This window comes from Caballeronia sp. SL1002 (assembly GCF_057814995.1).
In genome coordinates this window covers 610,807-630,978 of record NZ_JBYMUW010000002.1, presented here as the reverse complement: position 1 = coordinate 630,978, position 20,172 = coordinate 610,807, and the positions used below count along the sequence as shown (strand labels likewise).

Here is a 20,172-nt window from a genome sequence, read left to right as displayed (position 1 = left end):
TTCGCGCAACCACGCAACACGCAACATTCACCGACTACGGAGGCAATATGTCGCTCATCATCGCAGGCCGCTTCACGACGTTTCCGGCCGCCGAAGCCGCCGCGCAGCGGCTGTTCGCACGCGGCTTCGTCGAAGAAGACGTCACGCTGTTTTTCGTGAATCCGGGCGGCCAGCACGCGCGCTATCCGATCGGCGGCGACGTTCACACCGATGCGGGCGCGGCCGCCAGTCCCAAAGGCGCGGGTAAAGGCGTGACGATCGGCGCGGTCGCCGGCGCGATTGTGGGTGCGGTGATCTTCGCGCTGTTCAAGGCGCCGATGCTGGTGTCGGCGGTCGCGGCCGGCGTCGGCGCGTATATCGGCTCGCTCGCGGGCGCGATGTCGCACACGCGCGGCTCGAAATCGAATTCCGCGCACTCCAGCGCGAACCAGGAAAACGCGCGCCATTCCGGCGTCATGGTGGCCGTCCACGCATCGCCCGACACGCAGGCCGATGCCGCCGCCATTCTGCGCGACGCGGGCGGGATCGAGATCGAGCGCGCATCGGGACGCTGGCAGCAAGGCCGCTGGAGCGACTTCGACCCGCTCAAGGCGCCGCAGCCGGTCGGCGAATACGCGGAACGCCGTGCTTGAGGATTCCTTCCTAACGCCTACTTTGCACACAGAAAAGCCGCTCGATTCCGAGCGGCTTTTTTTCGCAACGCACGCCGCGATCAAACCCAGAGACGCCCGTTCAGACGCGCCGGGCGTTGCGCACTGCTCGCCGCACACGTCGCCGGGACCCGCCGCGCATGGGTGGCAGCGGTCTCATCGCGATCGCAGGTTGGTTGCGCCGCGGCGGGCATCGACAGCGTCTCTGCACTGTCGTGTTCGAGCGCGTGCTGTTGGATCTGCATCACGATCGCCGAAGTGACGATCGCCACGAATACCAGCAGTTCGCGTGTGTTCAGTGTCATTCAGCTCTCCGGTTTGTCGTCGTTACAGGCTTTTATTGTCAGCGGCAATTACGCCCCAGCTTCGCCCGACGGCATTCAGCAAACCGCATGCCGCTCCGGCAACCCGTTGAATTCGCTGGAATCCCAGATCAAATGCCCACGCCGATCAGGCAAGTTCTACGGCATCTGGAGCCAAGCGGCAGGACGCGCACAGCAGGCACGCCGCGTGCGATAGAACTCGTACCGCGCCCCGCCGGATTTCATGTCGCGGGGAAACTTCGATAATTAAGGAGCTATACATGAGCACGAATATCGTATCGGTACTCAATGATCTCGTCGAAACGTCGAAGGACGGTGAAAAGGGCTTCCGCAAGGCAGCCGAAGACACGCGCGATCCGCAACTCAAGCAACTGTTCCAAGGCCGCGCCGATGACTGTGCACGCGGCGCAACCGAGCTTCAAGGCGTCGTGCAGCAACTCGGCGGCAAGCCGGAAACGGGCGGCACGGTGGGCGGCGCGCTGCATCGCGGCTGGGTGGATGTGAAGTCAGCCGTCACGGGTCGCGACGACCACGGCATTCTCGCCGAATGCGAGCGCGGTGAAGACGTCGCGAAGAAGAACTACCGCGATGCACTCGACAAGGAACTGCCCGCCGACGTGCGCGCGGTGGTCGAACGCCAGTATCAGGGCGTGATCCAGAACCACGATCGCATCCGCGATCTGCGCGACCAGTACGCTGCTGCGAAGTCGTAATGGCGTAGTGGCTTGACGCAGGGAAAGCGGGCTTCACGCCCGCTTTTTTTCGCCGGTACGTCGTGTCTTTTTCTGTGTCGCAACCGTGCAAGCGGCGAAAAAATCAGGCTGGATTTGTAGGCGTCAGCCTGGCTGCGGCCGCCCTTTCGCTCGATATGCGAGCGCTATGCGAGCGCTATGCGAGCGCATCGCACGCCGTATTCGGCCGCCAGACGCAAAACCGCGCGGGTCCGCGTCATCCGGACAAACGTCCGGTCGCGGCCCGCGCGGGCTTTTACCGCTTATCGTCCCGACGCATCGGGACGATTTCACGTCATTACTTCGCGGCGATTTTCAGGTGGTTCTTAACCGATGCCACGCCGGACACCTTCGACACCACATCCTCAGCCGCCGTCTTGTCTTCCGCCGACGGCACCGTGCCGGTCAGCGAAACCACGCCGCCGTGCGTCTTCACGTGGATGTGCGTGGACTTCACTTCCTTGGCGCCGAGCAGTTCGGCCTTCACCTTCGTCGTGATCGCCGAGTCATCAACCTTCTGGCCGACCGACGATTCCGTTGCCGGCGGCGCGGATGCCGCAGTCACCTGAGCGCTCGCGTTCAACGCGAACACGACGCAAGCGATACCACCGGCAGCCTTCAGGAATTGGGTCGTCTTCATAGATATTTCTCCTTCTCTTCGGTTTAAAGATGCGAGTCACGCTGAGATTTTCCAGCGACGAGCACCGCATGGACGTTGTTATGAGCGCTTCTTGTTTTGCTACTGCCCAACGGTTTGCAACGCCTGAGCGAGCGTTATCCCTTATGCAAGCACCGTGCCGGGTGGCGCGATTCCGCGCAAGCGCAAAAGCGGCGAGCCGCGCGCAATCCCTTATACAAAAGGAACCGCGGCTGTTCAGGAATTGTCTTGGGATACCGAAACGCGTTGCAGGAACTGTCGCCGCGGATGGTGGGAAGGCGCGCATACGGACGGCGCTTTTGTCGGGCGGCGTGTAAAAACTGCGTGGATCAGGCGGGGACGCGGCCCGAAAACTGCTGGAGAGAGCCACGCGCGGCGCGGCTAAAAAACCTGCGGGAAGTCTGCTGCGGGTCGGCTGCAACTCAAATCCGGCGCGGTTTTCCGATTGCCTGGCACGCCTGTTGCTTTTCAGGACGCACAACGAATGTCCGTTCCGTTAAGAACATCGAGGAATACCACGCAATGCCGCCTTCCCTTGAACTACGCACCAAGCAAAGTCTCGCGCTCACGCCGCGTCTGCAGCAATCCGTGCGGCTCTTGCAGCTTTCGTCGCTGGAGTTTCAGCAGGAACTGCGCAACGCGCTGGATACGAATCCCTTCCTCGAATACGACGAGTCGCAGACCGAGGACAACGCGCTCTCGAACGACAACGGCAGTTCGATGACCGAAACATCGGTTGCCGCACCGGGCGACGGCGCGGCGGAAGCGCCGCTCACTGGCGACAACGCGAGCACGCTGTCCGAGAGCACCGATACGTCCGATTCCGATTCCTCGTCCCACGAGGATTCGATGGGCGGCATGGACGAGTATTCGTCCGATCCGTTCGGCCGCGCGTCGCGCAACAACGGCGACGGCGAAGGCGCCGATCCGGCCGACTGGGTTCGCATCGAACCGTCGCTGCATGAAACGCTGCACGACACGCTGCGGCTCTACCCGCTGAACGACCGCGACCGCGCCGTGGCGCAACTGATTATCGAAGCGCTCGACGACGACGGGTATCTGCGTCAGGACATGGCCGAACTCGCCGATCTCGTCGATATCGAGCCCGCCATCAGTAGCGACGAAATGAATATCGCACTGAAACTTGTGCAATCGCTCGATAAACCCGGAGTCGGCGCACGCAATCTCTCCGAATGCCTGTCGCTGCAACTCGAAGCGCTGCCGGTCGAAACGCCGGGACGCGACGTTGCGCTCGAAATCGTCACGCATCATCTCGAACGGCTCGCGCGGCGCGAGCAGGCCGAACTTCAGAAGAAGATCGGCTGCAGCGCGGACGAACTGCGCGTTGCCTGCGCGCTCGTGCGCAAGCTCGATCCGAAGCCGGGCGAGAATTACGGCCAGACGGAAGACAATTACGTGGTGCCGGATGTGATCGTGCGTCAGGTGAAGAAAAGCTGGGTCGTGACGATCAACCCCGCCGTGCTTCCGCGCGCCCGCATTCACCGCATGTACGCCGAGTTGTTCGCGCAATCGGCCGGCGCAAGCCGCTCGCCGCTCGCGCAGCAGTTGCAGGAAGCGCGCTGGTTGATCCGCAACGCGCAGCAGCGTTTCACGACCATTCAGCGCGTGGCCGAGTGCATCGTGTCGCATCAGAAAGCGTTCTTCGATTACGGCGAAATCGCGCTCAAGCCGCTCGTGTTGCGCGATGTCGCCGACGAACTCGAACTGCACGAATCGACCATCTCGCGCGCGACGGGCAACAAATACATGGCGACGCCGCGCGGCATCTTCGAATTCAAACACTTCTTTCCGCGCGAACTCAGCACGGAAAGCGGCGGAACGTGTTCGGCCGCTGCTGTGCGTGCGTTGCTGAAGGAAATGATCTCGAACGAAAACTCGCGCGATCCGCTCTCCGACGTGAGCCTCGCGAAAATGCTCGCCGATCAGGGCGTGATCGTCGCGCGGCGCACCGTGGCGAAATACCGGCACTTGATGAAAGTCCCGCCGGCGGAATTGCGTCGGCAGGGTTGAAGCGTTCTGAAAGTTCGCATACGAAACGCCCTCGGATCCGAGGGCGTTTTTACATTCAGCGCCAGCCCGATTCCCGGTGCGTGCGCTTTCGCGCCGCTGTCGCCGCGAGTTCCGCGCCAAGGAGAAACACGGCCGCCGAGTAATAGAGCCACAGCAGAATGATCGCCAGCGATCCGGCCGCGCCAAAGGTGTTCACCATGCCCGCGTGCTGGATGTAAAAACCGAACAGACCCTTGCCGCCCTCGAACAGCAACGCCGCCGCGAGCGCGCCCAGCGCGGCGTCGCGCCAGCGCATCCGCGCTTCGGGGAGGTATTTGAGGAGCACGGAAAACGCCAGCACGAGCATGCCGAGCGTGATTGCGCGCTGCGCGAGGCCGGAGACCAGCATGAATGGCAAACCATCGCCGAGCGCGCGCTGCCCGAGCAGAACGACGAGCGCGTCGAGCAGCAGCAACGCGACGATCAACAACCCCGAGCCGACCACCAGCCCGAACGAGATCAGCCGGACCCGCAACACGGCGACGATACTTTCGCGCGCGCTCACGGCGGGCGTCGGCCAGATCACGTTGAGCGCGCTATGCAGCGACGAAAACGTGGCCGACGCGCCGATCAGCACGCCCGCGACGGACAGAATCGCGGTGCTGCCGGCAATATCCGTTTTCCAGGCGTTCGCGACGATCGATTCGAGCGCCCGCGCGGCATCGACGCCCACGACGCCGCTGATTTCCCCGAACAGACGGCCCTGCACGGCATCCGCGCCGAAGAAGATGCTCGCCACCGAAATGATGATGACAAGCGTCGGCGCGAGCGAAAACGCCGCGAAAAATGCGATCGCGGCGGAGAACATCAGGCAGTGATCGCGGATCCATTGCTGAATGGGATCGGCGATCCAGGACCAGATGCCGCCAAGCCGCGACGCGGGGCCGCGCGCGATCGGCGTGGAACGGGGAGAAACCTCGGGATTCATCGTGTCGGCAAGGGCGGGCGAAAAAAAGGCGCAATGGCCGATGGTAACGTGCGCGCCCGGGAATTGCCGTCAGCATGAAAAACGGCGCAGGCCGTGAGCGCTGCGCCGCGTGCTACGTCTGCTAATCTAGACCGCTGCGTCGTCGTCCGGATCGAGCGTTTCGTCGCTGATCGCGCGAGCTTCGTCTTCCACCTCGTCGGGCAGGATGTCGGCGTCGGGTTCGAGATTGTTATCGCCATCCGCCGATGCCGCCTCGCCCGTGCCGTAGCGATCCGTGTCGCTGTCCAGTTCCGCTGCGGACTGGCCGAGCGCATGGTTGTCGAGTTCGTCGTCGATCTCGCCCGGATAACGCTTTTCGCCCTGCACGTCCGAGCCGCTGTCCGACGAATCGCTCGGGCCCAGCGCGCCGGTGCCGTGTCCCTTGCCCACTTCCACGCCGCCCTCTTCGGGCGGATTCAGCGTACTTCCACTCATGGCCGATCTCCTTTAAACGTGATTCGGAATGCGTACACCCACGCAAACCGCGTACCGCGACGCGCAAAAAAAACCCCGCGTCTCGCGCGGGGTTTTTTAAAGCGGAGGACTCATCGGCCCATCGACATTCTCGCGCTTCGCTTCGGCTCCGCCACTTTATCGACGGTTTTCTTCGTTACCGATGCCGCCGTCGCGACGCTGCGCAAATCGCGCAAGAACGAATCGCGCCAGACGGACAGATTATTTTCGCGGAGCGGCGCCATCATATCGGCGTGGCGCGCCTGACGCTCGGCGAGCGGCATCGACAACGCGCGTTCCAACGCCTCGGACATCTGCGACAAATCAAACGGATTGACCACTAGCGCGCCCGGCAGCTGATCCGCCGCGCCCGCGAATTGCGACAACACCAGCGCGCCCGGATCGGCCGGATCTTGCGACGCCACATATTCCTTCGCCACGAGATTCATGCCGTCGCGCAGTGGCGTGACGTAACCGACCTGCGAAAGCCGGAACAGCGCCATCAGCAGATTGCGGTCGTATTTGCGGTTGAGATACTGAATCGGCGTCCAGTCGAGTTGCGCGAAACGCCCATTGATGCGCCCCGCTTCGCCTTCCAGATTCTGGCGGATGCGCTGATACGTCTGCACGTCCGAGCGCGTCGGCGGCGCGATCTGCACGAGCGACACACGACCATGCCAGCCCGGCGCGTTCAAGAGCAGCCGTTCAAACGCCTGAAAACGCTCGGCAAGCCCTTTCGAATAATCGAGCCGGTCGACGCTCATGATGAGCTTGCGGCCGCGCAGTGCATCGCGCAGGCTCCGCACCGGCTTGCGATTCGAAAATTGCTCGGCGGCTTTCGCGATCGCGTCCGGATAGATTCCGATCGGATACGCGCCCACTTTCAACATGCGGCCATAGGCCTGCAGCATGCCGTCTTCGCTCGAATGGCCGAGATTGCCGCGCTCGATGTAATCGACAAACGATTGCTTATCGGCTTCCGTCTGAAAGCCGACGATGTCGTAGCTGCACATCGCCTTGATCAATTCCTCGTGCGGCGGAATGGTCCGCATGACTTCGGGCACGGGAAACGGAATGTGCAGGAAGAATCCGATCGGATTCGTGATGCCCGCCGCCCGGCATTCCTGCGCGAACGGCAGCAGGTGGTAGTCGTGAACCCAGATGATGTCGTCGGGTTCGAGCAGCGCCTTCAACTGGCGCGCGAGACTCGCGTTGACGCGCGCATAACCCGCATATTCCTCGCGATCGAAGCGCGAAAGGTCGTTGCGATAATGGAACGTCGGCCACAGCGTGGCGTTCGAGAATCCGCGATAGTACTGGTCGTAATCGCGCCGGGTCAGCCCCACCGTCGCGTAAGTCACGTTGCCGCGCTTTTCGATCACCGGCGGCGCGGCCTCACCCACGATCTCGCCGCTCCACCCGAACCACACGCCGCCTGTCTCCTTCAGCGCATCCAGCACGCCGATAGCCAGGCCACCCGCAGCGGGTTTGCCTTCCTGGATCGGCGCGACGCGATTCGATACCACGATCAATCTGCTCATTACAGCTTCACCTCATCAGTTGTCGTTGCTTTCTCGAATTGACGTATGAGGGTATGCAAGACGCATGCCGTTTTTTACAATCGGTAAAATAAAATTTGTATTTAAATGTGACCGACGAATTGAAACACGCGGCGAGGCATCGCCACGGAGAAGAAAACTCGCGCAGAACGCGTGCGCTTAAGCGTCCTGCTCGGAACCCAGATCGCGCTGATAGTCGATTCCCTCGGGCCTCGCGCCGCCCTGATTGTGGGCGCCATCGGGCGGCGCGCCAGGCGCGGGGCGGTTCTGGCTCGCGGGATCGTGGTCCGCTGCCGCCGCATTCGCGCTCGGCGGAAGCGCGTCTTTTCCCTCGGCGGCGCGTGCTTCGCGCTTGGATGAATGGCGTGCGGAACGTCGAAGTGCGGGGTGCCTCATTGATGCCTCCAGGTAGAAGGCCGTCGAATGATGGGTCGGCGGCGGCTATCCTGACGCAACAATGACCGGTTCGCGACGCGCGTCCCGGTCATTGTTGCGTCCTACGTTGTAATGCCTACAGTGCGGCTGGAAAAATGTTCAAACCGCTGCGCATTGTCCTGCTCCTGTCTGCCACCGAAGCCTCATCCGACATGCGGCGTTTCGTTCGGTCCCGGAGGCGGATCGCCGATCGGCTGGGACGGCGGCGCGGGCGGCTCGCGCGTCGGGTCTGGAATCGTATCGGGCGGCATGGTCGGCGGCTGATCGGGCGGCGTGAACGGCGGATCCGGCGGTTGCGGCGTCTGGGCGTGGATGAGATCGGATCGTGGGTCGGAATGTGACCCGGAATGTGACCTGGAGCGTGACTCGGAATGAAAATCGGGCAAAGACATGGCGGGCTCCTTGTTGGCTTATCGTAGTGATCGGAGACGACCCTTACAGTTCAGCAAAGCCCATGCCCCCGCGCCTTCATCCATCGCCTTCTATCTCATTATCGGCGCGCAATGCTCGAACGCCAAAAGAAAAACGCCCGCGGGCTGGAAGCGCGCGGGCGTTTTTAGGGTGCGTTTTTGGTGTGAAGAATCAACGACCTAACCGTGAGTCGCGTCGGCGTCGCCGAGTTCGCTGGCGACGCTTTCGCCCGCCTTGTTCGCTTCGTCGCCGTATTCGACCAGCCGGTTGTACAGCGTCTTCAGGCTGATGCCGAGAATTTCGGCCGCGCGCGTCTTCACGCCGCCGCACTGTTCGAGCGTCGCGAGAATCAACTGACGATCCGCTTCCGCGAGCGACGTGCCGAAGGGAATCGTGACCGCCGTGCCCGCCGACGGCTTCGACAGCGAAATCTGCAGCGGCACGGTCGCCGTGCTATCCGATTCCGCGCCCGACATGATGTACGCGCGCTGCACGTAGTTCTTCAGTTCGCGCACGTTGCCCGGCCACGGATACGACGCCAGCATTTCACGCACGCTCGCCGGGAATGTCTTCTTGGTGTTGTAGCGCGAGTTGAGTTCGTCGAGGAACGCCTGCCCGAGCAATTCCACGTCCGTGCCGCGTTCACGCAGCGGCGGCAGGTTGATCGGGAACACGTTGAGCCGGTGATACAGGTCGAGCCGGAGCTTGCCCTCGAGCACGGCCTGCTCGGGATCGCGGTTGGTCGCGGCGATCAGGCGCACGTCCGTTTCCAGTTCCTTGGTCGTGCCGACGCGCATGAACATACCGGTTTCCAGCACGCGCAGCAGTTTGACCTGCAATTCGATCGGCATTTCGGTGATTTCGTCGAGGAACAGCGTGCCGCCGTTCGCGCGCTCGAAATAGCCTTTGTGCTGGCGATCCGCGCCGGTAAACGACCCGCGCTCGTGGCCGAACATCTCCGATTCGATCAGATTCGGCGAGATCGCGCCGCAGTTCACCGCGATGAACGCGTGCTTTCGGCGCAGGCTCAGTTCGTGGAGCGTCTGCGCGGCGACTTCCTTGCCGGTCCCCGATTCGCCGATCAGCAATACCGACGCCGCCGTCGGCGCAACGCGGCCGACCTGGTCGTAGACGGTTTGCATCGCCGGAGAATTGCCGAGCATGAGACCGAAGCGGCCCATGCGCCGCAACTCGCCGCGCAACGTGCCGATTTCCGCCTTCAGGTCGCCCGGACGCGGCAAGCGCGACAGAATCGCCTTGACGCGCTGCATGTTGATCGGCTTCACGAGGTAGTCGGTCGCGCCCATTTTGAGCGCGCTCACCGCCGATTCGACGGTCGCGTGACCGGTGATCACGATAATCTCCACGCCCGAGCGCGGATCGAGATCTTCGAACAAATCGACGCCCGAACCGTCCGGCAGCTTGAGATCGGTGAACACGACATCGGGCGTCTGGCGCACGAGCTGGATGCGCGCTTCGCGCAAATCGCCGGCCGTGGCTGTCGTCAGTCCGTCTTCGCCGATGATCGCGGCTAGTGCCTCGCGGGTACTGGGATCGTCATCGACAATCAATACATGTGGCATGCGTCTTGAGTTTTTCCAATGCGTTGAAGGTCACGCGCTGAAAGCGGCGTGGTGTCTCTGGGTCGTCGGGGACGCCACCAGGCCGGGCGCGCGCGAGCGGAAAACGCTGACGGCGCAAGGGAGAGTAAAATTTTCCGGATGCTCGGCATGACGAAATGAATTGTGTGCAATTCTTGCCATACAGTGAGCTAATTACGTTATCTCAGTCGATTATAAAGCGTTATCGAGATAAAGCGCACCCGCTGGGGTGCGCTTTCGATCTTCCTTCACGGCGCCGCACGCGCCGGCCTTGCGGCGTTCAGCTAGTCGGAAAATGCCATGCGTCAGCCGTCCCGCCGATCACGCCATTCGCAGCGCTCCCGTTGGTCGCGGGCGCTGCGGCGGCGACCGCCGCGCTCGACGGCGTGACGACCTTACCGCCCTCGTCCTCCCAGCGGTGCAACTCGCGCGGCGCGCGTTTCGGCGCGTCGTTCCTCGACTGCACCCATTTCCACGCCAGCACGCTGCCCACGGCGAATAACGCGCTGAAAATTCCAATCTTCGGTCGTGCCATTGTTGACTCCCTCTTCGTTATACAAATTCCGCCCGCGTCGCCGGCCCGGTCGACTTTTCGTGAAGACTTATCGTGAAATAAGAATGCCCAAGAAAAATCCGATACCCGCCGCAACGCCGAGCGCCTGCCACGGCTTGTCCTGAACATATTGCGCGGTGTTATCGACGTGCGCGCGGTAACGGGCCTGCGCGGTTGTCTGCGCGCCCTCGAGCGCGCTGCGGGCGGAATCGACGTGATCGCGCAGCCGCGAGCGCAGCGCGTCGACACCTTCGCCCGGCAAGGTTGCGCTGAGACGGAGCAATTCCTCGGAATCGTTCAGCAGGACCTTGATATCTTCGATGATCTTTTGCTTGCCTAGCGCAAGCTGCACAGTGGTCTGGCTCATGTCCGTGAGGTCCTTCGGTAGCTTGTGGGGTTGAGTCCGGAAACAGGCGGCGGTCGCGTCCTTGCCGCTGGACGGCGCCGCGCCGGGCCGGGTGTGTGGGCGAAGCCGCGCGTGGGAACGCGTCATTGCTGCCTCTCGTCGGGCGTTCGGCGCCGATGACGCTTCATTGCCCGCGCGACGCGGCCAGTGTGCCGTCGCCTAACGATACGGCGGCGGCACCGCGTACGGCCAGCACTCGCCGACGCATCGTGCGGACCAGTCCGCCCGCGATCAGCACGCCGCCGAGCACGCCGAACGCGATGCTCGTCAGGGTCGCCGCCCGCGACAGCGCTGGCGTACCGGCCGCGTAGGCCAGCACGGCGCACATAAGCGCCGTGACGAGCGCGACTGCCGCCCAGTGATAGATGTCGATCGGCTCGCCAGCCGGGAGTTCCTGGCGCTCGACACGCGCACCCGTCGATCCGGCGTCGCGTCCGCTTCGGCCCGCACGAGGCTGGCGCGGGAGGTCGGGCAGCGAATTGTCGAAATTAAGTGAATTTTCCATAGCGCGTCGCCGGAACCGGCCGTTCAATTGCGAATGCAGAGGCTCACGCACCTTTCGTGCCATCCCGCTTTTAACGGCCACGACGCGCCGCAATTCGGGCATGACGCGATCCGGGCGTGGGTAAGTATTACGTTTTCACCGTGTAAGTTCAGGGCGGGTCGGTGAAGGTTGCCGGCTGGCGCGAGACCGCCGCGCATCCATATCCCGAAAATGCCCACATACTGCCGAAGCTCGTTGCCGCGACCTCGCCGCGAATGGTTAAATAGCACCTGAGAGTAATTTTTGAGACAGGGCGCGCGTGCTTTGTCCGGGTCTCGTGCGGGTTTCGTCCGCATCGTGCCCGGCGCCATATCGACGCCGATGCCGACGCGGATCGGAGCGTCTAAACCCCGCGCATCCGGCCCACGCCGGCGACGTTCACGACAGGCCTGCTGCAGCGTGCCGATCGCGCGGCAGGAACGTCGGCCAGGCAGCCGGCCGGGCGAACCCAACGAAATTCGTCCACGCAACCCTTTCGACGCGTATCTGGCGGCCGACCTGCCGCCCTAGCCGACCAACATTTGCAGGACAAGAAAGACATGGCGTCAACCGATCTGGACTCGCCGGCAGCGACCGCAGGCGACACGCCGGCGCAGAAAAAACGTAACGCGGGAGAAGTCGCCGGATTGAAGTCTTACGGGCTTTTGTACGGATCGTCGCCCGTGATGCTGGAGTTGTATTCGCAGATCGAGCGCGTGGCCGGCACCGACGCGACCGCGCTGATCATCGGCGAGTCCGGCACGGGCAAGGAGCTGATCGCGCGCACGATCCACGATCACAGCGCCCGCCGCGACGCGCCGTTTATCGCCGTGAACTGCGGCGCGATTCCCGACAATCTGATCGAAGCGGAATTGTTCGGCCACGAAAAGGGCAGCTTTACCGGCGCGGTGTCGGGACGGATCGGCTATTTCGAGCACGCGAACGGCGGCACGCTGTTTCTCGACGAAGTGACGGAAATGTCGCCGGTGCGGCAGGTGAAACTGTTGCGCGCGCTCGAAACGGGAACGTTTTTCCGGGTCGGCGGCAACGACCTGATCCATTCCGATGTGCGTGTGATTGCCGCGACCAATCGCGATCCGATCGTCGCCGTGAAGGAAAACGGCCTGCGCGAAGACCTGATGTACCGGCTCGCCGTGTTTCCGTTGCGCGCGCCGCCGCTGCGCGAACGCGACGCCGATCGCGAATTCCTCGCGCAGCATTTCCTTTCGGAAATGAACGCGCAGGAAGGCACGAGCAAGACGTTCAGCAAGCGCGCACTCGACATGCTGCGCACGTATTCGTGGCCGGGCAATGTGCGCGAGTTGAAAAACACCGTGTATCGCGCGTTCATCCTCGCCGAAAAGACCGTTGAAATCGCGCATCCGCATTTGGCGTCGCGGGTGAAAAAGCCCGTCACGCAAGGCGACGCGATGAATGTCTGGGTCGGCACACCGCTCGCCGACGCGCAAAAGCAGATCATTCTCGGCACGCTCAAACACTGTGGCGGCGACAAGCGGCGCGCAGCGAAAGCGCTCGGCGTCAGCCTCAAGACGCTCTACAACCGGCTTGGCGCGTACGAAAGCGAAGGCGGCGAATCCGCCGATACGACGCCCGCCGGCACCGACGGCGTCTAAAACGTTTATCAAAGGCGCCGCGCGGGCGGCGCCGCTTGTCTTTCAGACCCCCGCTTTCCTTTCAGTTTTCGCTTCATTCCTTTCGGCCGTTCCAAAATTTTGCATTTGCTTGCAATTTTCTTTGCCCGCCTTTTAGACGGTTGCTTCAAAATGCCGTTGCGCCTTGTATTGCTTAGGTTTCCGACAGATCACCGGCTGTTTTGCGGCGGTTTGTCGCGCCCCGGCGTTGCATCGAAAGAGAAAAGAAAGGCATACGAAGGAACGGAGCAACATGCGTAATTCGAATTACCGGCGCCGTCCGAGCGCCGTCACGCTTGCCGCGTTCGTGGCAGGCGCCCTCGCCTGCGTGAGTCTCACCGGCTGCAACTCGCTGTATAGCGAAGGCGCGACCGCCGGCGCGGGTGTCGCGGGCGCGGCCCTCGCCGCAAAAGTCACCAACAACGCAGCAGTCGCAACCGGCATTGGCCTCGGCGCCGTCGCCGCCGCGCGCGCCGGCGTGCAGTATTCGCAGCGCGTCGTGCATACCGATACGCAGGACAAGATCGCCATGGCCGCCGGTCCGCTCCAGGTCGGCGCGGTCGCGCCCTGGCTTTCCACGCATTCGATTCCCATCGAAGACGACGAAAAAGGCCGCGTGACGGTAAGCCGCACGATCAGCAGCGGCACGCTCGACTGCAAGGAAATCGTGTTCTCCGTCGATCACGACGCCACCAAGGACCACGCCGCCGACAGCGCGTTTTATGTCGCCTCGGTATGCCGCGACGGCGCGAAGTGGAAATGGGCGTCGGCGGAACCTGCCACGCCGCGCTGGGGCGCGCTGCAATGAGCGTGCGCACGGGTTTCAGTTGCGCGGCGCTCGCAGCAGCAGCGCTTGCGGCGGCGGTGTCCGTCTCCGGCTGCTCGTCGATCGGCGCGGCGAGCGGTGCGGCGGCAGGCGTCGCGACCGGTGTAGTCACGAGTAATCCGGCGATCGGGATCGGCGTCGGGATCGCGGTTCAGGCGGCCACCGACGAAGTCGTCAAACGTGTAATGAAATCGATGCACACCGACCAGCAAGTCGCGATCGCCTATGCGGCGGGCATGTCCGGCGTCGGCGAGACACGGCCGTGGCGCGTCGATCACACGCTGCCGGTCGAAAACGGTCACGGCGATGTCCGCGTGCTGCGCGAATTTTCGAGCGCCCTCGCCACCTGCAAGGAATTCGCGTTCTCGGTCGCGGATGGCGAAGCCGCGGGTGCTCATCAGGACTGGTTCCTCGCGACGGCGTGCAAGCAGGACGTCGGCTGGCGCTGGGCGTCGGCGGAACCGGCGGTCGAGCGCTGGGGCAATCTGCAATAACGCGTGGTCCAAAGAAAAAGCGCGGTGTCCGTCAAAGAACACCGCGCTTTTTTTCGCCCTGAAAACCTGCCGCCTACGCTTCCACGTCTTCGAGGCTCAGCATTTCCGTCTGGTCGTTGTACGAGAAAATCTCGCCGTAACGGCCCCAGGTGATGACGGCATCGAGCGTTTCCTCGGCGGCTTTGTCGGAGAGAAAATCTTCCAGTTCCTGCTCGAAGCGCACGCGCGGCGCGCGATGACCGGGCCGCTCGTTCAGCACTTTCTTGATCCGCGCGGCAAGCGGCACGTGACGCAGCAGATGCTCGGCGAACATCATCTTGCGTTCCTGCGTGCCGAATTCGGCGAAGACGCGCGCGGGCGGCGTGAGGAAAATGTCGCCCTCGCGGACATCGGCGAAACCGAGATGCTGCAGCACTTCCGCGACCGGGAAGAGATCGTCCACTTCGAGATGCAGCGAACGCGCGATTTCCGGCATGTCCGCGCGGCCGTGGTACGGCTCGGCGGCGAGCGTCTCGATCAACCCGGCCATCAGGTTGGTCGAAACGTGCGGCAGCCAGCTACCGAGTTCCAGCCCTTTCTTGGTCGCCTCGCCGCTCTTGCGCGCGGTCATCTTCGCGTAAATATCGTCGACCAGACGCCGGAACGCCGGGTCGAGCCGGTTACGCGGATGCTTGAACGGCACCTTGATCTCGGCCATCACGCGGCCCGGATTCGACGACAACACGAGAATCCGGTCGCACATGAACACGGCTTCCTCGATATTGTGCGTGACGATCAGCACCGACTTGATCGGCATGCGCCCTTGCGTCCACAAATCGAGCAGATCGGTACGCAAGTTCTCGGCGGTCAGCACGTCGAGCGCGGAAAACGGCTCGTCCATCAGGAGCAGCGTGGGATCGACCACGAGCGCACGTGCAAAGCCGACGCGCTGGCGCATCCCACCCGACAACTCGCGCGGATACGCATTCTCGAAACCGTCCAGCCCGATCAGATCGATCGCCGCCAGCGCGCGCTCGCGCCGCTCGCGCGACGCCACGCCTTGCGCTTCCAGCCCGGCTTCCACGTTTTGCAGCACGGTCAGCCACGGGAACAGCGCGAAGGTCTGAAACACCATCGCGACGCCCTTCGCCGGGCCGCGCAACGGCTCGTTCAGGTACGTCACCGCGCCCGCCGTCGGTTCGATCAACCCGGCGATAATCCGCAAAAGTGTGGACTTGCCCGAGCCGGATCGGCCGAGCAATCCGACGATTTCACCTTCGCGCAACGACAGATTCGCGTCTTCCAGGACGAGCAGTTCGCCCTGTGTCTTGTTGAAACCGCGACTGACCTGATCGACGCGCAGGATTTCCGCGCCGAGCCGCGGCGGCGATGCGGGTGCGCTGGCCGCCGCGCCGCCGACACCGTTCGTTTGCATGGTTTTGACGTTCTGCATGGGAACTCGTCCTCAATCCAGCCGGAGCTTCGCTTCGGCGTAGGCGTACATCGGGCGCCACAGCAGTCTGTTGAACAGCGTGACAAAAAGCGACATCACGGCGATGCCGAGAATGATCTTCGGGTAGTCGCCCGCGGCGGTGGTTTCGGCGATATACGCGCCCAGACCGTGCGCGACGACCTCCGTATTGCCCCACGACACCGCCTCGGCGACGATGCTCGCGTTCCACGCGCCGCCCGACGCCGTGATCGCGCCGGTAATGTAATACGGGAAAATGCCCGGCAGGATGGCCTGGCGCCACCATTGCCAGCCCTTGATCTGAAAATTGGCGGCGGCCTCGCGGTAATCGTTCGGGTAGGACGTCGCGCCCGCGATCACGTTGAAAAGGATATACCACTGGGTTCCGAGCACGATCAGCGGCGACAGCCAGATATCCGGATTCAGATCGAACTTCACGATCACGACCACGAACACCGGAAACAGCAGGTTCGCCGGAAACGCGGCGAGGAACTGCGCGAGCGGCTGAAGTTTTTCCGCGAGCGCCGGACGCAGCCCGACCAGCACGCCGATCGGCACCCACACCACCGACGCCAGCGCGATCAGCACGACCACGCGCAAGAGCGTGAGCAGGCCGAGCCAGAACACGTGGCCGACTTCGCCCCAGGTCACGCCGGTCATCACGAAGGTCGTCACTTTCCAGACGACGAACGCCGTCAGCACGAGTACGGCCGCGCCCCAGAGAATGTCGCCGGTACGCGTCGAGACGCGTTCGGTGGGCAACTTCGGCAGCGGCAGATGAAAGCTTTGCAGCGACGGCAGCCGGATCGGCACGCGCGCGGCCTTCGCGAACAGCCAGCCGGCGGGCACCAGCAACTGGTGAATCAGGCGCGTACGGCGAATCAGGTCGAGCAGCCACGACTCCGGCGCGTTGCCCGAACTCGTGTTCTCCATGCGAAATTTGTCGGCCCACGCGACGAGCGGACGGAACATGAGCTGATCGTAGGCGAGGATCACGACGGTCATCGTCAGAATGACCCAGCCGATTGCCGAGAGATTTCGCTCGCCGATCGCCGCCGCCAGATACGCGCCGATCCCCGGCAACACGATGGTTCGATTGCCGACCGTGATCGCCTCGGACGCGACGACGAAAAACCAGCCGCCCGACATCGACATCATCATGTTCCAGATGAGGCCGGGCATCGAGAACGGCACTTCGAGCTTCCAGAAACGCTGCCAGTTGGTCAGGTGAAAGCCGCGCGAGACTTCATCGAGGTCGCGCGGCACCGTGCGCAGCGACTGATAAAAGCTGAACGTCATGTTCCACGCCTGGCTCGTGAAGATCGCGAAGATCGCCGCGCACTCCGCGCCGATCACGCGGCCCGGAAAGAGCGCGAGGAAGAACGTGACGGTGAAGGAGATATAGCCGAGCACCGGCACCGATTGCAGGATGTCCAGAATCGGCACGAGCACGATCGACGCGCGGCGGCTTTTCGCGGCGAGCGTCCCGTAGACGAGCGTGAAGATCAGCGACGCGACCATCGCCGCGAGCATTCGTAAGGTGGTGCGCAGCGCGTATTCGGGCAGATTCGACGGATCGAGCGAAATGGCCTGCGTCTTGAGCGTCGAAATCGGCGCCATGGTTTCGTGAAAGCCGACCGCCGCGAGCGCGATGATGCAGATGATCATCGGGAAAGCGACGAAATCCCACCGATTGGGCAGGAGCCGCCACGCCGATGCGTTCGCCGTGCGATTCAGGTTGAAGCCAAAATCCATCAGATGCCCTCCCGGTGAGGCGTGTTGCGCCCGCGCGCGGCGCGGGTTACGGCTAAAGCCCCAAGGCTTGGCGGGTCCGCGAAGTCGCGGCTAGTTTCTTTTTCGATCCGGAGCGCTGGCTTGCGGCAGGCTCGACAGGCTCCGATCCCTCGGCTGAATTCCGGGAACGGACTACGCCGGCGGCGCTTCTGGCGCGCCTTCCGCCGCAGTTCGTCGCAGTTTGTCGCAGGACGCACGACACTACACCAACCCGTGTTTCAGGCACAACCTCGCGCGCAAGATTGAGCGCGCAAGCGTGAGCCGATTGTTGTAATTCACCACCATTTAACCGCTCGATTGCCGCCGCTGCAGGGCGAGACGCGTGAACCGCCGGCACTGCATCCCTCGATCAATCCGACAAGAAACTTGAAAGCGATGCAAAAACATCGTCCAATCGGGCCTTGTCCGCATGAGTTGCATAATAGACAGACTCACGCGGTGCCGCCGGATGCTCCCGATGCGCGCCGGATACTACAGGCGCGCAGCCATCGAAAGGCGTCGCCGGACGCAGGACTCGCCGGACAGGCGGGGCGCGGCGCTTGTCGCATGACGGTTAAACAGACTAGAGGATCGATGAACAAGACAATCTTGCACCGTGTGACCGCGACGCTTCTGCTCGCGTTGCTCGCATGCGCGTGCTGGGTTGCCGCCGGTGCGCTGGCGGACCGAATGGTACAGCAAGAACTCACGTCCACGATGCGCGCCGAGCGCCAGATGGCGGCGTCGATCGTCGATAACATGGCGCAGATCATTGCCAGCGATCTCGCGATGTCGCGCGCCATTCCCGGCACGCTCGCCGAACTCGACATCACGCAGCAGGCGCTCTCGGAATCCCGGAATTATGCCTCGAAGATGCTGGCGGCGGAAACCGACCGGCGCGCCGAATTGATGCGCGAACCGCTGCTCACGAAAATCAACGCGTTCCTTCACAACGCGCAAGGTTTCTCCGGCCTCGATTCGATCTGGCTCGTGAACGACCAGGGCGTCTGCATCGCGTCGAGCAACGCGGGCGACAAAAACAGCTTCATCGGCGTCGACATGCACGCGCGCGGTTATATCCAGAAGGCATTGGTGGGCGGATTCGCGGAAATGTACGGCGTCGGGCGGCTGTCGGGCGACCCGGGCATCTTCATCGCCGCGCCCGTGTACGCCGACGGCTTCCTGGTGGGCGCGGTGATCTCCAAAGTGAGCATCGACCGGCTGCGCCACTGGGTCGCGCGCACGGGCACGTTCGTCACCGACGGCAACGGCGTCGTGGTGATGGCGCACGACGGCCGGCGCGAAAACACGGCGATGCCGGACACGCCGGTGACGCACATGACGCGCGCCGAGCGCTTCGAAAATTACCGCCGCGAGGACTTTCCGATGTTACGGATCGACCGGATCGGTCCCCGGTTGCGCGCGGACGCGCCGTGGCTGCCGGCGAGCGTCACGGATTCGTTCTACTCGACCGGCGGGGGCGCGAAACCCGCGCTCTACGATGAACGTACCGGGCTGAACTCAGGGTTATCGGCGCATATCGTGCATCCGCTCGCCGGCTGGGACGAGATCATGCGCAACCGCGCGCGCGACCGCGTGCTCGTGTTCCTCACGACGGTCGGCGTGCTCGGACTGGCAATCGTGATCGCGACGTCGTATCTGCGCGAGCGGCGTCTGCATCGCGGCTCGCGCGATCTGGCCGCGCAACTGCAGTCGGCCAACACGCTGCTTTCGGCGGAAGCGCGCCACGACGCGCTGACCGGCGCCCTCTCGCGCCGCTATTTCCTCGACACGTTGCGCCGCGAAGTCGATCTCGCGCGCGCGGCTGGCACGCCGCTCGCGGTCGCGATCGCGGATCTGGACCACTTCAAGCAGATCAACGACCGCTTCGGCCACGCGGCGGGCGACCGCGCGCTGGAGCATTTCGTCGAAGTGAGCCGCGCCCAGTTGCGCACCTGCGACGCGATCGGCAGGCTCGGCGGCGAGGAGTTCGGCGTGCTGTTGCCGCAAACCGGTCTCGCCGACGCGCAAGCGGTGTTCGAACGGCTGCGGATGGCGTTTCATCACGAGCGTTCCGCGCACCTGCCATCGGAAGCGCTGCTCCGAGTGAGCATCGGGATCACGGAACTGGCCGATGCCGACACCACCGAAGGGATGCTGAGCCGCGCCGACCTCGCGCTCTATCAGGCGAAATCGCTCGGGCGCGACCGCACGCAAACCCGCGCCGCCGATGCCGACGCCGATACCGCGCCATCCGCGCGCCGAACCGAGAATACCTACGCGGGAAAGTAGCGGCTCGCGGCGCTGCAGCAGGTATTATCGAAGCTCGATAATCACTGCCGTTATCCGGAGGTTCGCATGAAGGGAAATCTGGTCATCGTCTGCCGGGATCAGGACGCTTACGCCTTCGACCAACTGCTTGGCGAATATGGCGCGTTCCAGACCCGGCTCTCTTCGACCGCGTGGTATTTGAAGCTCGAGGTCGCGCCCGAAGTGATTCAAGAGGAAATTCTCGCGCGGCTCGGCAAGTACACCACGCACTACATCTTCGAAGCCTCGACGGTGACCTACAACACGGTCGATAGCGACGCCGCCGCCGCGCTCGACTCGCTGTTCGGCTGACAGGTCCTCTCGCGG

The 20,172-nt window shown here is 63.3% G+C and carries 21 protein-coding genes; 8 read left to right on the top strand and 13 right to left on the bottom strand.

The genetic code is table 11. The features are described from left to right. The first annotated feature begins 47 nt into the window (after positions 1-47). Positions 48-632 carry a hypothetical protein gene (locus AC3D25_RS05765; protein ID WP_488887492.1) on the top strand — a complete coding sequence of 195 codons (585 nt, stop codon included), beginning with the start codon at positions 48-50 and terminating at the stop codon, positions 630-632. 80 nt (positions 633-712) lie between these two features. Here the strand turns inward: AC3D25_RS05765 and AC3D25_RS05760 are convergent, their stop codons facing one another. After that, positions 713-955 carry a hypothetical protein gene (locus AC3D25_RS05760; RefSeq protein WP_488887491.1) on the bottom strand — a complete coding sequence of 81 codons (243 nt, stop codon included), beginning with the start codon at positions 953-955 and terminating at the stop codon, positions 713-715. A 278-nt stretch (positions 956-1,233) separates the two neighbouring features. Between AC3D25_RS05760 and AC3D25_RS05755 the strand changes: the two genes are divergently transcribed. After that, positions 1,234-1,686, top strand: a complete 453-nt coding sequence (locus AC3D25_RS05755) for a PA2169 family four-helix-bundle protein (RefSeq protein WP_488887490.1) — start codon at positions 1,234-1,236, stop codon at positions 1,684-1,686. Positions 1,687-2,002: 316 nt separating this feature from the next. On the opposite strand, the gene AC3D25_RS05750 is transcribed toward AC3D25_RS05755, so the two are convergent. Beyond that, a complete protein-coding gene (locus AC3D25_RS05750; protein ID WP_488887489.1) occupies positions 2,003-2,344 on the bottom strand; it encodes a BON domain-containing protein in 342 nt (113 codons plus the stop codon). A gap of 540 nt (positions 2,345-2,884) precedes the next feature. Between AC3D25_RS05750 and AC3D25_RS05745 the strand changes: the two genes are divergently transcribed. Further along, positions 2,885-4,393: an RNA polymerase factor sigma-54 gene (locus AC3D25_RS05745; RefSeq protein WP_488887488.1), complete on the top strand. Its 1,509-nt coding sequence runs from the start codon at positions 2,885-2,887 to the stop codon at positions 4,391-4,393. A 55-nt stretch (positions 4,394-4,448) separates the two neighbouring features. Here the strand turns inward: AC3D25_RS05745 and AC3D25_RS05740 are convergent, their stop codons facing one another. The 9 genes from AC3D25_RS05740 to AC3D25_RS05700 all read right to left on the bottom strand — a co-directional run bounded on the left by AC3D25_RS05740 (position 4,449) and on the right by AC3D25_RS05700 (position 11,322). Then, complete coding sequence (locus AC3D25_RS05740; protein ID WP_488887487.1) at positions 4,449-5,360, bottom strand: YihY/virulence factor BrkB family protein; 912 nt, start codon at positions 5,358-5,360, stop codon at positions 4,449-4,451. 126 nt (positions 5,361-5,486) lie between these two features. Then, complete coding sequence (locus tag AC3D25_RS05735) at positions 5,487-5,834, bottom strand: chemotaxis protein (protein WP_488887486.1); 348 nt, start codon at positions 5,832-5,834, stop codon at positions 5,487-5,489. A gap of 110 nt (positions 5,835-5,944) precedes the next feature. Further along, the gene (gene otsA / locus AC3D25_RS05730) at positions 5,945-7,393 is read right to left on the bottom strand and encodes an alpha,alpha-trehalose-phosphate synthase (UDP-forming) (protein WP_488887485.1); all 1,449 of its coding nucleotides are present in this window, start codon (positions 7,391-7,393) and stop codon (positions 5,945-5,947) included. Between the two features lie 177 nt (positions 7,394-7,570). Beyond that, positions 7,571-7,807, bottom strand: coding sequence for a hypothetical protein (locus tag AC3D25_RS05725; protein WP_488887484.1), 237 nt, complete (start codon positions 7,805-7,807; stop codon positions 7,571-7,573). Between the two features lie 182 nt (positions 7,808-7,989). Then, entirely contained in the window at positions 7,990-8,238 is a 249-nt protein-coding gene (locus tag AC3D25_RS05720; RefSeq protein ID WP_488887483.1) for a hypothetical protein, read from the bottom strand. Between the two features lie 198 nt (positions 8,239-8,436). Beyond that, positions 8,437-9,840, bottom strand: a complete 1,404-nt coding sequence (locus AC3D25_RS05715; protein WP_488887482.1) for a sigma-54-dependent transcriptional regulator — start codon at positions 9,838-9,840, stop codon at positions 8,437-8,439. Between the two features lie 298 nt (positions 9,841-10,138). Beyond that, on the bottom strand, positions 10,139-10,393 hold the full coding sequence (locus AC3D25_RS05710; RefSeq protein ID WP_488887481.1) for a hypothetical protein: 255 nt from the start codon (positions 10,391-10,393) through the stop codon (positions 10,139-10,141). 67 nt (positions 10,394-10,460) lie between these two features. Continuing rightward, the gene (locus AC3D25_RS05705) at positions 10,461-10,778 is read right to left on the bottom strand and encodes an ElaB/YgaM/YqjD family protein (protein WP_488887480.1); all 318 of its coding nucleotides are present in this window, start codon (positions 10,776-10,778) and stop codon (positions 10,461-10,463) included. A 163-nt stretch (positions 10,779-10,941) separates the two neighbouring features. Beyond that, on the bottom strand, positions 10,942-11,322 hold the full coding sequence (locus AC3D25_RS05700; protein ID WP_488887479.1) for a hypothetical protein: 381 nt from the start codon (positions 11,320-11,322) through the stop codon (positions 10,942-10,944). A gap of 578 nt (positions 11,323-11,900) precedes the next feature. On the opposite strand from AC3D25_RS05700, the gene AC3D25_RS05695 reads away from it, so the two are divergent. The 3 genes from AC3D25_RS05695 (at position 11,901) to AC3D25_RS05685 (ending at position 14,312) form a co-directional block, all read left to right on the top strand. Then, a complete protein-coding gene (locus tag AC3D25_RS05695) occupies positions 11,901-12,974 on the top strand; it encodes a sigma-54 interaction domain-containing protein (protein ID WP_488887478.1) in 1,074 nt (357 codons plus the stop codon). A 271-nt stretch (positions 12,975-13,245) separates the two neighbouring features. Continuing rightward, entirely contained in the window at positions 13,246-13,800 is a 555-nt protein-coding gene (locus AC3D25_RS05690; protein WP_488887477.1) for a hypothetical protein, read from the top strand. Continuing rightward, positions 13,797-14,312, top strand: a complete 516-nt coding sequence (locus AC3D25_RS05685; RefSeq protein ID WP_488887476.1) for a hypothetical protein — start codon at positions 13,797-13,799, stop codon at positions 14,310-14,312. Before AC3D25_RS05690 ends, AC3D25_RS05685 begins: the two co-directional genes overlap by 4 nt. 73 nt (positions 14,313-14,385) lie before the next feature. Here the strand turns inward: AC3D25_RS05685 and AC3D25_RS05680 are convergent, their stop codons facing one another. Next, positions 14,386-15,726 carry an ABC transporter ATP-binding protein gene (locus AC3D25_RS05680; protein ID WP_488889612.1) on the bottom strand — a complete coding sequence of 447 codons (1,341 nt, stop codon included), beginning with the start codon at positions 15,724-15,726 and terminating at the stop codon, positions 14,386-14,388. 30 nt (positions 15,727-15,756) lie between these two features. Then, a complete protein-coding gene (locus AC3D25_RS05675) occupies positions 15,757-17,517 on the bottom strand; it encodes an ABC transporter permease (protein WP_488887475.1) in 1,761 nt (586 codons plus the stop codon). Positions 17,518-18,129: 612 nt separating this feature from the next. Between AC3D25_RS05675 and AC3D25_RS05670 the strand changes: the two genes are divergently transcribed. After that, positions 18,130-19,827, top strand: a complete 1,698-nt coding sequence (locus tag AC3D25_RS05670; protein WP_488887474.1) for a GGDEF domain-containing protein — start codon at positions 18,130-18,132, stop codon at positions 19,825-19,827. A 66-nt stretch (positions 19,828-19,893) separates the two neighbouring features. Further along, positions 19,894-20,157, top strand: a complete 264-nt coding sequence (locus AC3D25_RS05665; protein WP_488887473.1) for a double-stranded DNA-specific endonuclease — start codon at positions 19,894-19,896, stop codon at positions 20,155-20,157. Positions 20,158-20,172 lie beyond the last annotated feature (15 nt).